The 12,191-nt window shown below is 65.5% G+C and carries 16 protein-coding genes; 4 read left to right on the top strand and 12 right to left on the bottom strand.

The window, feature by feature from the left end; genetic code table 11:
- Genes AC4K8G_RS07015 through AC4K8G_RS07005 form a run of 3 tightly spaced genes read right to left on the bottom strand, consistent with a single transcriptional unit; the run spans window position 1 to window position 2,206 of the window.
- The gene (locus tag AC4K8G_RS07015) at window positions 1-456 is read right to left on the bottom strand and encodes an OmpA family protein (RefSeq protein WP_491733443.1); all 456 of its coding nucleotides are present in this window, start codon (window positions 454-456) and stop codon (window positions 1-3) included.
- The gene (gene tolB / locus AC4K8G_RS07010; protein ID WP_491733442.1) at window positions 456-1,751 is read right to left on the bottom strand and encodes a Tol-Pal system beta propeller repeat protein TolB; all 1,296 of its coding nucleotides are present in this window, start codon (window positions 1,749-1,751) and stop codon (window positions 456-458) included. Before tolB ends, AC4K8G_RS07015 begins: the two co-directional genes overlap by 1 nt.
- A complete protein-coding gene (locus tag AC4K8G_RS07005; RefSeq protein WP_491733441.1) occupies window positions 1,751-2,206 on the bottom strand; it encodes a YbgC/FadM family acyl-CoA thioesterase in 456 nt (151 codons plus the stop codon). The genes tolB and AC4K8G_RS07005 overlap by 1 nt, the downstream gene beginning before the upstream one ends.
- A 97-nt stretch (window positions 2,207-2,303) precedes the next feature.
- Here AC4K8G_RS07005 and AC4K8G_RS07000 point away from each other — a divergent pair, with 97 nt between their 5' ends.
- Both AC4K8G_RS07000 and AC4K8G_RS06995 read left to right on the top strand, forming a co-directional pair.
- The gene (locus AC4K8G_RS07000) at window positions 2,304-2,846 is read left to right on the top strand and encodes a hypothetical protein (protein ID WP_491733440.1); all 543 of its coding nucleotides are present in this window, start codon (window positions 2,304-2,306) and stop codon (window positions 2,844-2,846) included.
- Window positions 2,839-3,048, top strand: a complete 210-nt coding sequence (locus AC4K8G_RS06995; RefSeq protein ID WP_491733439.1) for a helix-turn-helix transcriptional regulator — start codon at window positions 2,839-2,841, stop codon at window positions 3,046-3,048. The genes AC4K8G_RS07000 and AC4K8G_RS06995 overlap by 8 nt, the downstream gene beginning before the upstream one ends.
- Here the strand turns inward: AC4K8G_RS06995 and AC4K8G_RS06990 are convergent.
- On the bottom strand, window positions 3,011-4,171 hold the full coding sequence (locus tag AC4K8G_RS06990; protein WP_491733438.1) for a DUF3089 domain-containing protein: 1,161 nt from the start codon (window positions 4,169-4,171) through the stop codon (window positions 3,011-3,013). The genes AC4K8G_RS06995 and AC4K8G_RS06990 overlap by 38 nt on opposite strands.
- The gene (ruvB, locus tag AC4K8G_RS06985; protein WP_491733437.1) at window positions 4,171-5,214 is read right to left on the bottom strand and encodes a Holliday junction branch migration DNA helicase RuvB; all 1,044 of its coding nucleotides are present in this window, start codon (window positions 5,212-5,214) and stop codon (window positions 4,171-4,173) included. Before ruvB ends, AC4K8G_RS06990 begins: the two co-directional genes overlap by 1 nt.
- An 84-nt stretch (window positions 5,215-5,298) precedes the next feature.
- Between ruvB and AC4K8G_RS06980 the strand changes: the two genes are divergently transcribed.
- A complete protein-coding gene (locus tag AC4K8G_RS06980) occupies window positions 5,299-6,420 on the top strand; it encodes a dipeptidase (protein ID WP_491733436.1) in 1,122 nt (373 codons plus the stop codon).
- On the opposite strand, the gene AC4K8G_RS06975 is transcribed toward AC4K8G_RS06980, so the two are convergent.
- The 5 genes from AC4K8G_RS06975 to AC4K8G_RS06955 all read right to left on the bottom strand — a co-directional run bounded on the left by AC4K8G_RS06975 (window position 6,417) and on the right by AC4K8G_RS06955 (window position 9,011).
- Entirely contained in the window at window positions 6,417-6,818 is a 402-nt protein-coding gene (locus AC4K8G_RS06975; protein WP_491733435.1) for a GFA family protein, read from the bottom strand. The two genes, AC4K8G_RS06980 and AC4K8G_RS06975, sit on opposite strands and share 4 nt — an antisense overlap.
- A complete protein-coding gene (ruvA, locus tag AC4K8G_RS06970; protein WP_491733434.1) occupies window positions 6,815-7,405 on the bottom strand; it encodes a Holliday junction branch migration protein RuvA in 591 nt (196 codons plus the stop codon). Before ruvA ends, AC4K8G_RS06975 begins: the two co-directional genes overlap by 4 nt.
- 9 nt (window positions 7,406-7,414) lie before the next feature.
- Window positions 7,415-7,903: a crossover junction endodeoxyribonuclease RuvC gene (gene ruvC, locus AC4K8G_RS06965; protein WP_491733433.1), complete on the bottom strand. Its 489-nt coding sequence runs from the start codon at window positions 7,901-7,903 to the stop codon at window positions 7,415-7,417.
- Between the two features lie 112 nt (window positions 7,904-8,015).
- Window positions 8,016-8,759, bottom strand: a complete 744-nt coding sequence (locus tag AC4K8G_RS06960; RefSeq protein WP_491733432.1) for a YebC/PmpR family DNA-binding transcriptional regulator — start codon at window positions 8,757-8,759, stop codon at window positions 8,016-8,018.
- 9 nt (window positions 8,760-8,768) lie between these two features.
- On the bottom strand, window positions 8,769-9,011 hold the full coding sequence (locus AC4K8G_RS06955; RefSeq protein WP_491733431.1) for a DUF2312 domain-containing protein: 243 nt from the start codon (window positions 9,009-9,011) through the stop codon (window positions 8,769-8,771).
- Between the two features lie 81 nt (window positions 9,012-9,092).
- On the opposite strand from AC4K8G_RS06955, the gene pyk reads away from it, so the two are divergent.
- Window positions 9,093-10,571 (top strand): pyruvate kinase, encoded by a 1,479-nt coding sequence (pyk, locus tag AC4K8G_RS06950; RefSeq protein WP_491733430.1) that lies wholly within the window; start codon window positions 9,093-9,095, stop codon window positions 10,569-10,571.
- On the opposite strand, the gene AC4K8G_RS06945 is transcribed toward pyk, so the two are convergent.
- Window positions 10,557-11,408, bottom strand: a complete 852-nt coding sequence (locus tag AC4K8G_RS06945) for an NAD(P)H-hydrate dehydratase (protein ID WP_491733429.1) — start codon at window positions 11,406-11,408, stop codon at window positions 10,557-10,559. The genes pyk and AC4K8G_RS06945 overlap by 15 nt on opposite strands.
- Window positions 11,405-12,169, bottom strand: coding sequence for a histidine phosphatase family protein (locus tag AC4K8G_RS06940; RefSeq protein WP_491733428.1), 765 nt, complete (start codon window positions 12,167-12,169; stop codon window positions 11,405-11,407). Before AC4K8G_RS06940 ends, AC4K8G_RS06945 begins: the two co-directional genes overlap by 4 nt.
- Between the last annotated feature and the right edge of the window lie 22 nt (window positions 12,170-12,191).

Raw genomic sequence — 12,191 nt, 5'->3', positions numbered from 1 at the left:
TCAGCGCACCAATATCGTTACCGCCCGGCCCGCCCCGGGCCGTTCCTTGCCCCAGCTCATCGCGGTTAGTTGCGCCGCGGGCACCCCTAGCAAAACCAGGTAACTGCGGACTTCCTCCGCACGCCTGGCGCCGACGCCGAGCGCGTGATCGCGCGTGTTGCCAGCGTCCCCGTGGCCTTCGATCCTGACGACGATCTCCGGATGGCGCCTGAGCCAAGTGGCTTGCGCCGCAAGCACCGTGCGAGCCTGCGGCCCCAACTGGCTGCTATCGGCTCCGAAGTAGACTGTGGTCCCGCCTGACTGAGCGGCGAACTCGGCCCGCATTGCATCGATCCCTGTCAGCACCGGCTGCTGAGGCTGCGGCGATCGGCCGAGTTGACCGATCAGAGGCACGCGAACCTGGGCAGCTGCGGGCGCAGCGATGAGCAGGAGGGGGATGAGGATCTTGCGCATCATCAGTCCAACAACCCCGACCAATCCGGATCCGATCCACCCTGGGGTGTGGTCATTCGCCGCGCGTCGCTGCCGTCCAGGGTCACGCGGTAAAGCGCGGTCATTCCGTTGGCGTCGGTCCTTTGAAAAACCAGCTCGCGGCTGCTGACCGCCCAGCTCGGACCCTCATCCATCGGCCCGGTCGTTAGCGATCTTTCGCCGCCTCCATCCGCGCTGATGACGCCGATCCGCCGGCCGTCGGACCCGCGCCTCGTGAAGGCGATGGACTTCCCGTCGGGACTCCATTCGGGCGAGGCATACCAGCCGCCGCCGAACGTCAGCCGCCGCTGGTTCGATCCGTCGGAGTTCATAACGTAAAGCTGCTGCGATCCGCCGCGATCGCTTTCGAATACAATCTTACTGCCATCCGGCGAGAAGCTGGGGTCGGTGTCGATACCGGGAGAAGTTGTCAGTCTCTGCGGAACGCCGCCATCGCGACCGGCGATGTAGATGTCGGCGTTTGTGCCATTCATCAATGTGAATACGATCCGGGTGCCATCGGGTGAAAAGCGCGGGGCGAAGCTGATCGCATCATTCGCCACCAACGCGCGCTGCGCGCCCGAGGCGATATCCACCAGCCGCACCTGCGGGACCCCACCGACATAAGCAACATAAGCGACCTGCGACCCGTTGGGGGACAGCCGGGGAGTCAGCACCAGGGTGTCGCCCGCCGTCAAATACCGATGGTTGAAGCCATCGCTGTCCATCACCGCGATCCGCTTCACACGAGCGTCCCCGACGCCGCTTTCGGCGACATACGCGACCCGCGTGTCGAACATGCCGGGGGCGCCGGTGATTGCTTCGTAGGCGAGGCCAGAGCATTTGTGCGCGGCGCGGCGCCATTCGCCGCCGCCGACGATGAAGCCCCTGCGGCCGAGCTCCCGGCCCTTTTCGACGTCATAGACGTAGCAGCCGAAGGTCAGTCGCCCATCCGCGCGGGACTGAACGAAACCTGTGACGAGCGCTTTCGCGCCCGCGCCGCGCCATTTTGAAAAGCTCGGCGCCGTCACCTCGGGGTAGGAATAATAATCCTTCTGGCTCGACGGCAGCGGCATCAGCTCGGCCGTCTGGCGGAGATCGGCCGCGATCATCTGCGTGGCCTGCCAGCCGAGTGCGAGCATCTCATTGCCCTTGGTCCCAGAATCGGGCGTCGTGATCGGGGGAACTGCGATGACGGTTGCTGCGGGCGCGCCCGGCTGCTGGGCGGCCGCCGTCGACGCGGCCCCGACCAGCGTCAGCGTGAAGACTAGTCGCTTCATCAATCTTGCGCGATGATAGAGTTGAATTTGTCCACCCATTCCCTTGGCTGACGCCGCGGCTTTCCCTCACCATCGATGAAGGCGGCCGTCACTCGCGCATCGGTGAGTTGTTCTTCCGCTCGCATGACTCGTTGATGAATCAGGACGGATGATGCCCTTATCTCATCGACGGTGCTGATGATCCTGAGGTCGTCGCCGAGCCGGGCGGGCTTCCGGTAACGAATATTGACCTCGACGACCACATAGGCGCTGCCTGAATTGCCGAGCTCCGCCGCCTGGTCGACACCCACCGCCCGGAGAAAATCCGATCGCGCCCGCTCCATGAACTTCAAATAATTGGCGTAATAGACGACGCCGTAGGCATCGGTATCTTCGAAATAGACGGTCAGCGCGAAGCGATGCTCGCTCCCGACGAAACCGCCGCGATAGGGTGTATCGAGGTCCTGACCGGCCATGATCCGGCTCTAGCGAGCGCGGACTCGGTTCGTAACCCCGCTTGACGAAGGTGTAACGCCTAGGTTACGTGTCACCTAAAGGTTACAGGGGGTTACGGTGACTGAACAGACGAAGACAATACTCTTTACGGTGGTCATTATCGCTGCGGTGGTCTCGGTGTTGTTCGTGAAAACGCGGATTTGGGGAGGGGGCCTCAGCGTCACCGAGAAAGCCGAGCGACTGAGCAAGCGCAGGGCCCGGATGCTTCCAGCGCTCGCCGCGATTTTTCTGTCCCAGCAGGCTGCCTTCTTTTCGACGCTCAACTCGCCCGCGCCCCAAGCCGCTTCGCCGGTGAAGATCTCGGCCTGGCTGATCCTGTCGATCGTTCTCTTGGCCGCGCTCGCGACCAAGGGCTTCTGGCTGGAGCCGAAAGAGGTGCGTGACCTGATCGACGATGAGAACACTCGCGCCAATCGCAACGACGCGATGCGCTGGGGCTTTCTGTTTTCGATGGGAGCGGCCATCGGGGTCTACGTGTTGACCCTCTTCGACCCGTCCATCAGCGCCCGCGATGCGGTGCACATCGTAATGACGGTTGGAATCCCCGCGGCGCTGATCCGCTGGGGCATATTGGAAAGGCGCGCCCATCGGGATGCCTGAGCGGCTCGCCAACCGGCTCAAGGACCGGCGTACGGAGCTCGGCCTGACGCAGGCCGAACTGGCCGAACGGGTTGGCGTGACCCGCAAGACCGTCAACACGGTGGAGAACGGCGTCTTCACGCCGTCCGCGACCCTCGCGATCAAGCTCGCCGAGGCCCTGGGCCTCAGCGTTGAGCAGCTGTTCTGGATCGAGCGCCAATAGCGTCGACTGCGCGGACGAGGTCGCCCTGCGCGATCGCGATGTCGGCAAGGTGCATGCCCCAACCGGGGAGGAACATGCCGAGAATCCCGACCTCGCCCCCGATCCGGTCGGTGCGCTTGTCATTGGGGTCGGCGTTGGTGTGCACCGACAGATAGCCGCGCTGCCCGTCATTGACGCATTTCGCCGAGACCAGCCCTTCGGTGCGAAGATAAGGCGTCGGGGCCGGCCCTTCGCTCGACCAGCTGATCGGTCCGCCGGGCACTGGATAGGACGAGCGCGCGAACCAATAGCTGTCGAGCTTCACCCAAGCCCTTGATCCGGGCAGCGCCGGATTGACGCAGCCGACGGTCATGCCAGCGCGGTCGGCATAGCCGAACATCGCGCCTTCGGGCGGCGCATTCCGCTCGCGAAAGCTGGTCCACGTCATGACGCAATGCGTCTGGCCCGGAGCATTGCACAACGGCGTCTTTTTGAAGGTCGCGCCGACCAGTTTTCCCTGCGGCACGAGCACGTCGTAGCCGGGGATGATGGCGAGCATCATGCGCGCGGCGACGTCCGGACGATCCTCGATCTCGCGGGCAACGAGCTGCTGGAGGAGGAGGCTGCCCTGGCTGTGCCCGATGAGGACGAACTTCCTACCCTTGTTCCTGATATCCAGGTAGTTCCGGAAGGCGGCGGCGACATCGCGATAGGCGAGTGCCGCGGCGGGCGTGATGTCGGCACCGGCCGAATAAGCAGCGACCGCAGACACCGTCATTTGCCGGTAAATCGGCGCAAACGGCCTGCAAACCGACGCAAAACGCGCGAATTGGGACTCTGCAGCGAGCTTTTCCTCACGTCCCGCGCTCAAATCGCTGTTCATGCCCGGATCGTTGGACACCGTCGGATAGACGTAGAAGCAGTCGAGCGGCGGGTCCTTGGCGACCGTGCTCTGACCGGTCGAGCCATAGCCGTTGGGATTGAGCGCAGTCGTCGCGAGTGGCGTCGAGCAAATATCATTGCGACCCGGCAGGCACAGCCACGCCGAATCCTGCGAATAGTTGGGGGCGGCCGATTGCGGCTGAGCATACGCCGGCGACGCCGCGAACAAAACGGCAGCGGCGAGCAATGATAAGGATCGCATTATTTCGGCGCGGTTCCCTGGTCGAACAATCCCACCTGGCCGCCCTGCGGCACCGGCAATCCCAGGTGCGCGTAGCCACGGCCATTGAGGCAGCGCCCTCTTGCCGTGCGGGCGATGAGGCCTAGCTGAATGAGGAAAGGCTCGATCACATCCTCGATCGTGTCGCGCGGTTCGCTCAAGCCCGCCGCGAGCGTCTCCACGCCGACCGGACCGCCGCCGTAGAGGTCGGCGATCATCGTCAAATAGCGCCGGTCCATCGCGTCGAGGCCGAGCGCGTCGATCTCCAGCCGCGACAACGCCTTGTCGGCGACCTCTGCGTCGATCGAATCCGATCCGGACGCATGGGCGAAATCGCGCACCCGGCGCAGCAGCCTGCCGGCAATGCGCGGCGTGCCGCGCGAGCGCCTGGCGATCTCGCGAGCGCCGTCCTCGGTCAGCTCGGCGCCGAGCAGACGCGCTGCACGGCGGACAACCTGCTCGAGCTCCTCGACGGTATAGAAGTTGAGCCTCACCGGGATACCGAAGCGGTCGCGCAGCGGCGTGGTTAGCAGTCCCTGCCGGGTGGTCGCGCCGATCAGGGTGAAGCGCGGCAGATCGATCCGCACCGAGCGCGCCGACGGGCCTTCGCCGATCATGAGGTCGAGCGCGCGATCCTCCATCGCGGGATAGAGCACCTCCTCCACCGCTGGATTGAGCCGGTGAATCTCATCGATGAACAGGACGTCGCCATCCTCGAGGTTGGTCAGAAGCGCGGCCAAATCGCCCGACTTGGCGATCACCGGGCCGGAGGTCGCGCGAAAGCCGACCCCCATCTCCCGCGCCAGGATGCCGGCCAATGTGGTCTTGCCGAGCCCCGGTGGACCGTGAAGCAGCACATGGTCGAGCGCCTCGCCGCGTCCTTTCGCCGCGTGGACGAACACCCGCAGATTCTCACGCGCCGCCTGCTGCCCGATGAACTCGTCGAGGCTCTTTGGGCGAAGCGCCTGGTCAGCGTCCTCCTGCGTGCGCTCGGGCGTAGTGATGCGGGCGGGGTCGGTAGCCACGAGCCGATGATTCGCAGATGCATGGCCCCGCGACAAGCGTGGACCTTGCTGTTACGGGGCCGAACCGACTTGCAGGAGAATAAGATGTTTCTGGACCGGCGCTCGATGATGGCGGGAACCCTGGCGCTGCTGGCGTCGGCGCCCGCGCTGGCGAAGAAAGCCGCGGCGAGAAGCTGGTACGATCGCGCGATCATCATCGACGGCCTGGGCGGCGTCGGCGACCCGTACGCGCCGGAGACCCAGACTCGGATCGGCGAGCGGGCGTGGGCGGAAACGCGGGCAAGCGGCGTGACGGCTGTGAACCAGACCATCCTTCCCGTCGGCAATGTGCCCAATCCGTGGGCCGACTTTCAGCAGGGAATCACCGACGCGGACGCGCTGATCAGCGCCAACCCGGATCACCTCCTCAAGGTGTCCAAGATCGAAGACATCAAGCTTGCGAAGCAGAGCGGCCGGGTCGGCGTCATCTACGGCACCCAGGACACGGCCATGGTCGGTGAATCGCTCGACCGGCTGGCCGAGATGAAGAAGCGCGGCATCCGCATCGTCCAGCTGACCTACAACCTGCGCAACCTGTCGGGTGATGGCGCGCTGGAGCCGCGCAACGCCGGCATCTCCAAGCTCGGCCGCGACACGATCGCGCGCATCGAGCAGGAGAAGTTGCTGCTCGACCTGTCGCATGGTGGCGCGCGTACGATCGCGGAGGCCATTGCCGCGGCGAAGCGTCCGCTGACCATCAGCCACACCGGCGCGCGTGCGCTTTATGACCACCCCCGCAACGTCTCCGACGAGTCGATCAAGGCCGTCGCCGACAAAGGGGGCGTTGTCGGGGTCTATTTCATGCCGTTCCTGGTGCCTTCGAGCCATCCGGTCACGGACGATTTGCTGCGGCATTTCGAGCATGTCGCGAACCTCGTCGGGGAAGACCATATCTCGGTCGGCACCGACAACGGCATCGCACCCCAGCCACTGGACGAAGAGGCCAAGAAGCAGCTCCGCAAATGGCAGCAGGAGCGGATCGATCGGGGCATTGCCGCGCCGGGCGAGGCGCTCGACGTCTATCCTTTGATCGAGGAGCTCAACCGGCCCGACCGGTTCCAGATTGTGGCTGGTGCGCTGTCCAAACGGGGATGGAGCGACAGCCGGCTCGAAAAACTGTTCGGGGCGAACCTGCTGCGGCTCTACGGCGAGGTGTGGGACGCCTAGTCCTGATGCTCGACGTCGGGGTCGATGATCTCGAACCAATCGTGCTTGCGCCGTTCCCACACCGAATAATCGGGGCTGTCGACGATATAGGGATCGTCGAGCGCGCCTAGCGGGATTGCGACCAGCTCGGGGAAGTTGCCGCCGCCATAATATACGGTCGAGCCGCACGTGGGGCAGAAGTGATAGGTGGTGGTCTGGCCGCTATCTGCAGTTCGCGTCCATTGCTTCGATTCACCCGCGAGCTCGACGCATTCGACCGGCCAGCGCGCCTGCGCGGACATGACACTGCCGGTGCGCTTCTGGCAGGCGAGGCAATGGCATACCGAGACACGAACCGGGTCGCCATGCGCGACGGCGGTTAGCTTCCCGCAGCGGCAGGAGGCGCTGTGCTCGGTCACTTCGCGGCCTTCTTGAGCGCGAGGCGGACAAGGGCGTCGAGACCGGCATCGGGTCCGAGCTCATCCTGCGCGGCATTGACCGCAGCGCTCGCGTCAGCGGGCTTGAAACCAAGGTTGGCGAGAGCGGACAAGGCATCCGCGGCCGCGCCGGCGCGCGGAGCGGGTGCCGCGCCGCCAAGGCCGGTCACGCCGAGCTTGCCCTGAAGCTCATTGGCGATGCGCTGGGCGAGCTTGGGTCCGACCCCGCTGGCACGGCCGATCATCGCCTTGTCGCCGTGGGCGATCGCGCGCGCGAGATCAACGGGCGCGAGCACGGACAGGATTGCGAGCGCGAGCCGGCCGCCGACACCCTGAACCGAGGTCAGCGCGCGGAAGGAATCGCGCTCGACCGCCGAGCCGAAGCCGAACAGGGTCCAGGCATCCTCGCGAACCTGAAGCTCGGTCAGGATCAGGACTTCCCCGCCGACCGGCCCCAGCGCATCGAGCGTGCGGCCGCTGCAGTGGACCTCGTAACCGACGCCGTTGACGTCGATCACCGCGCCGTCGGCGGTGAGTTCGGCCAGGATTCCGGACAGGCGCGCGATCATGGCCGCAGCCTAAGCCAAGCGCCGGCTGGTCGCCAAGTGATGCGCGTGGGTGATCGCCACCGCGAGCGCGTCCGCGGCGTCGGGCCCAGCGATCTTCACCCCGGGCAGCAGTCGCGTGACCATCGCGTGGACCTGTGCCTTATCTGCGCCGCCGGTGCCGACCACGGCTTTCTTGACCAGGGTCGGGCTATATTCGCCCACGGCGATTCCGCTTCGCCCAGCGCAAAGCAGCACGACCCCGCGCGCTTGGCCGAGCTTCAAAGTCGATTGCGGGTTCTGGTTGACGAACACCTCTTCGACCGCGGCGGCATCTGGCCCATGCTCGGCGATCAGCGCCTCGAGCTCAGTGGCGAGCGTGGCCAGCCGCTGCGGCAAGGGCGCGGAGGTTTCGGTCTTGATCTGCCCGTTGGCGATGTGGGCGAGCCGATTGCCTTGTGCCTCGATCAGCCCCCAGCCGGTCGTACCGAGCCCGGGGTCGAGGCCGAGTATTCGGGTCACTCATTCCCCGGGATGATAACTTGATCACCCTGCATGAACGCGCCTGAATAATACATCAGCATCAGAATCGCGATGACCAAGGCGATCGCAAACAGCCAAAAACGTCCCCACCTCAGGCCAGCTTCTCCAGCTCGTCGTCGGGGACATCGTAATTACCCCACACGGTCTGGACGTCGTCGTCTTCTTCAAGCGTATCGACGAGCTTCATGAGGTTGGCGGCATCATCGCCGCGCACCTCGACCTCGGTCGACGGCCGCCAGGCGAGCTTCGCCCCTTCGCCTTCGCCGAGCAGCCCCTCGAGCGCGCGCGCGGCCTCATGCAAGCCTTCGACGCTGGTCCAGATACGGTGGCCGTCGTCATCGCTTTCAACGTCGTCGGCGCCGGCTTCGATCGCCGCTTCGAACACTTTGTCCGCGTCACCCGCGCTGGCCGGATATTCGATCAGGCCGAGGCGCGAGAAGCCGTGGCTGACGCTGCCGCTTGCGCCGAGATTGCCGCCGTTCTTGGAGAAGGCCGTACGCAGGTTGGTGGCGGTGCGGTTGCGGTTGTCGGTCAGCGCCTCGACGATGATCGCGACCCCGCCCGGGCCAAAGCCTTCGTAGCGGACTTCTTCGTAATTCTCGGCGTCGGAGCCCGAGGCCTTGTCGATCGCCCGCTGGATATTGTCCTTGGGCATCGACTGGGCGCGAGCCGCGATGACGGCGGCGCGGAGCCGCGCATTCGCATCGGGATCGGGCAGGCCCATCTTTGCCGCCACGGTGATTTCGCGGCTGAGCTTGGAGAAGAGGGCGGAGCGCTTCTTATCCTGCGCCCCCTTCCGGTACATGATGTTCTTGAATTTGGAATGCCCCGCCATGGCGTCCTCTTACGCGAGTCCCAGCGCCTGGCGATAGGTGTCCAGCACCGCGTCCTGCTCCTGGCGGGTGTGGGTTTCCATCTTCCTCAAACGCACGATCATGCGCATGATTTTGGGGTCGTAGCCATTGGCCTTCGCCTCGGCATAGACGTCGCGGACGTCGTCCGAGATGCCCTTCTTTTCCTCTTCCAAGCGCTCGATGCGCTCGATGAACAGTCGCAGCTGATCGGCCGCGACGGCACCTTCCGCCATGTCGTCAAAACTCCGGTTTTCGATGTGTGAGCGAAGGCTCTAGCGGGTTGAACCGTCATATCAAGCGGCTATGGCCGCGCAGTGACTGACACGCTTCCTCCCCGTTCGCGCAAGGTGAAGATCCTCGCGACGCTTGGCCCCGCGTCGAGCGACGCGCGGATGATTCGCAAGCTCATGCTCGCAGGCGCCGACGCTTTCCGCATCAACATGAGCCACGGCGACCACAAGCAGAAAGCCAAGCTGGTCGATCATATCCGCGCGCTCGAAAAGGAATTCGGGCGCCCGACCACGATATTGTTCGACCTCCAGGGGCCGAAGCTCCGCGTCGGCCATTTCGACGGCGGCCGGGCGATGCTGGAGAAGGGCGAGAAGTTCATCCTCGACGGCAGTGACGAGGCGGGCAGCAGCAAGCGCGTCCAATTGCCGCATCCTGAGCTGTTCGAGGCGATCCGGCCGGGGACCAACCTTCTGATCGACGACGGCAAGGTGCGTCTCAGCGTGATCGAAGCCGATGGCGACCGCATCGTCACCGAAGTGAAGGTCGGCGGCGCGGTCAGCGACAATAAGGGTGTCAACGTGCCCGATGTCGTGGTGCCGATCCCGGCGCTGACGGACAAGGACAAGGCCGACCTGGCGTTCGCGCTCGAGCAGCGCACCGACTGGGTTGCGCTTTCGTTCGTCCAGCGGCCGGAGGACGTTGCCGAGGCCCGCTCGCTGATCGGGGAGCGCGCGGCGCTGCTCGCGAAGATCGAGAAGCCGGCGGCGATCGACCGGCTGAACGATATCGTTGCATTGGCCGACGCGGTGATGGTCGCGCGCGGTGATCTCGGCGTCGAACTTCCGCCCGAGCAGGTGCCTCCGCTTCAGAACAAGATCGTCGCGACCGCACGCCAGCACGGCAAGCCGGTGGTGGTGGCGACGCAGATGCTCGAATCGATGATTACCTCGCCGACGCCCACGCGGGCCGAAGTGAGCGACGTTGCGACTGCCATCTATGACGGCGCGGACGCGGTGATGCTGTCGGCCGAGAGCGCTGCCGGCCAGTATCCGTGCGAAGCGGTGCAGATGATGGACCGGATCGCAACCAGCGTGGAACGCGACCCGAGCTACCAGGGCCGCATCCACTTCACCCAGACGCGGCTTGAGCCGACGACGGCGGACGCGCTCGCCGGCTCGGCGCGGCAGATCGCCGGCACCGTCTCGGCGACCGCGATGCTGTGCTACACCAGCTCCGGCGCGACCGCCCGCCGGATCGCGCGCGAGCGCCCGCCGGTCCCGCTCCTGGCGATGAGTCCGTCGCAGCATACCGCGCGAAGGATGGGCCTGCTGTGGGGCGTTCACGCGGTCCACTCGCGCGACGTCTCGAGCTTCGAAGAGATGGTCGAAAAGGCCAAGCGCATGGCGCTCCGCCACCAGCTGGCGAAGGGCGGCGACCGGGTGATCATCATGGCCGGCATTCCGTTCGGGACCGCGGGATCGACCAACGTCATCCACGTCGTGCGGCTGATCGGCGACGAGCTCGAGCGCCACCAGGCGAGCAAGGCCTCAGCGCGGAAGTAAGGCGGGAACTTCGCCGGCGATTTCGCGGGCGAGGAAGCCGATCGGACCGATTTTCCTGGCCAGCGAGGCGCCCGCTTCGCCGTGCAGCCACACCGACCATAACAAGGCATCGAGCGGCTCCGCGCCGCGGGCAAGCAGGCCTGCGACAATCCCGGCGAGCGCGTCGCCGCTGCCCGATACGCCAAGCCCGGGTGCGCCGCCCTCGTAGGTCCAATGCTCTCCGCGTGGGGTGACGACATTGCTGGCGACGCCTTTGACCAGGACGATGGCGCGATAAAGCTCGGCGGCACGATGGCCGCAGCCGACAGGGTCGCGCTCGATCGCTTCCTCGTCGCAATCGAGCATGTCCGCGAGCTCGCCTGCGTGGGGCAAGAGAATCAACTCAGACGAATGTTTGTTATCTGGCAAAGGTTCGAGGCAACGAAGCATGGCTGCATCGAAGGCGAGCTTTGCGTTGGATTCCAGCAACCTGTCCGCAATCCGCTTGCAGCTCTCGCTTTCCTTAAGGCCGGGCCCGGCGACGATCGCATCAGCAGTGTCGGCCTGACGGGCCAGCTCGTCCGCCGCGGCGAAGGTGAGCGACCCATCTTCTTCTTCGGGCAGCGCAATCACCATCGCTTCCGGCATGGCGACGCCGACTTGGGTCGCGGTGCTTTCCCCCGTCGCGATGCGGAGTTTCCCGGCGCCCGCGCGCATTGCCGCGGTCGCGGTCAGCAGCGCTGCGCCCGGCACTTCGCGGCTTCCCGCGATGACCAGCAGCTGCCCCTTGGTTTCCTTGTCGCCGTCGGCGACCGGCGGGAGCGGGTGCGCGTCAAGCGCAGCCTCGTCGAGCTTCACCGCGTTCCCGCCATCGCGTCCGGGGCCGAGGTCTTGGGCGCGCCCTCGCTTTCAAGCGGTGCGCCGTAATTCCACAGGCACAGCTCGGGCACGCACGTGCCCCTAGCGTCCGGCTCGAAGTCGTACGCGGCGATCCCGCAATTGAGCACGTCCGACTGCTTGTCGATGCCGAGGATCGCGGCCTCGTCCAGTTCCTCGAGGATGTAGCGGAAGCACAGCACCACCACCTGGTGGCACACGACCAGCACGCGGCGGTCGCAATAGTGAAGGTTGATCGTGTTGAGCATCGAGCGGAGGCGCAGGATCACGTCGGCCCAGCTCTCGCCGCCGGGCGGCCGATGATAGAATTTGCCGAGCCGCCGGCGGTGCGCCGCCTCGTCGGGGAAGCGGTCCTTGATCCCGAGCGTGGTCAGCCGGTCGAAAATCCCGAACTCACGCTCGCGCAGGCGCTCGTCGACGATGGTGCGTGCCGCCGCACCAGACAGCGCGCCTGCATTGCAGATGATTTCCGCGGTCTGGCGTGCCCGGACATAGGGCGAAGACAGGATGAACTCGGGGCGCTCATCGCGCGGCAGCGCGGCGAACCAGCGCCCTGCCGCCTCCGCCTGCTTGTGCCCGAGGTCGGACAGCGGGACGTCGACGTCGCGAAGGTCGATGTCAATCTCGTGCGCGCCCGCTTCGTCGGCGGCATCGCGCGCGACATTGCCTTGACTTTGCCCGTGTCGGACGAGCCACAATTTCTCGGGCCAGTTCTGTCGCATTCCTGCTCAAAAGCACCAATCG

The organism is Sphingomonas sp. SP3, assembly GCF_058514305.1.
This window is presented reverse-complemented; position numbering and strand designations above follow the sequence as displayed.

What these genes read in the sequence shown, in the direction of transcription:
- AC4K8G_RS06960 (WP_491733432.1), bottom strand. Translation starts at nt 8,759, where the DNA reads ATGGCGGGGCATTCCAAATTCAAGAACATCATGTACCGGAAGGGGGCG.
- AC4K8G_RS06980 (WP_491733436.1), top strand. Translation starts at nt 5,299, where the DNA reads ATGTTTCTGGACCGGCGCTCGATGATGGCGGGAACCCTGGCGCTGCTG.
- AC4K8G_RS06940 (WP_491733428.1), bottom strand. Translation starts at nt 12,169, where the DNA reads ATGCGACAGAACTGGCCCGAGAAATTGTGGCTCGTCCGACACGGGCAA.
- ruvA (WP_491733434.1), bottom strand. Translation starts at nt 7,405, where the DNA reads ATGATCGCGCGCCTGTCCGGAATCCTGGCCGAACTCACCGCCGACGGC.
- AC4K8G_RS06990 (WP_491733438.1), bottom strand. Translation starts at nt 4,171, where the DNA reads ATGCGATCCTTATCATTGCTCGCCGCTGCCGTTTTGTTCGCGGCGTCG.
- AC4K8G_RS07005 (WP_491733441.1), bottom strand. Translation starts at nt 2,206, where the DNA reads ATGGCCGGTCAGGACCTCGATACACCCTATCGCGGCGGTTTCGTCGGG.
- tolB (WP_491733442.1), bottom strand. Translation starts at nt 1,751, where the DNA reads ATGAAGCGACTAGTCTTCACGCTGACGCTGGTCGGGGCCGCGTCGACG.
- AC4K8G_RS06955 (WP_491733431.1), bottom strand. Translation starts at nt 9,011, where the DNA reads ATGGCGGAAGGTGCCGTCGCGGCCGATCAGCTGCGACTGTTCATCGAG.
- AC4K8G_RS06995 (WP_491733439.1), top strand. Translation starts at nt 2,839, where the DNA reads ATGCCTGAGCGGCTCGCCAACCGGCTCAAGGACCGGCGTACGGAGCTC.
- AC4K8G_RS07015 (WP_491733443.1), bottom strand. Translation starts at nt 456, where the DNA reads ATGATGCGCAAGATCCTCATCCCCCTCCTGCTCATCGCTGCGCCCGCA.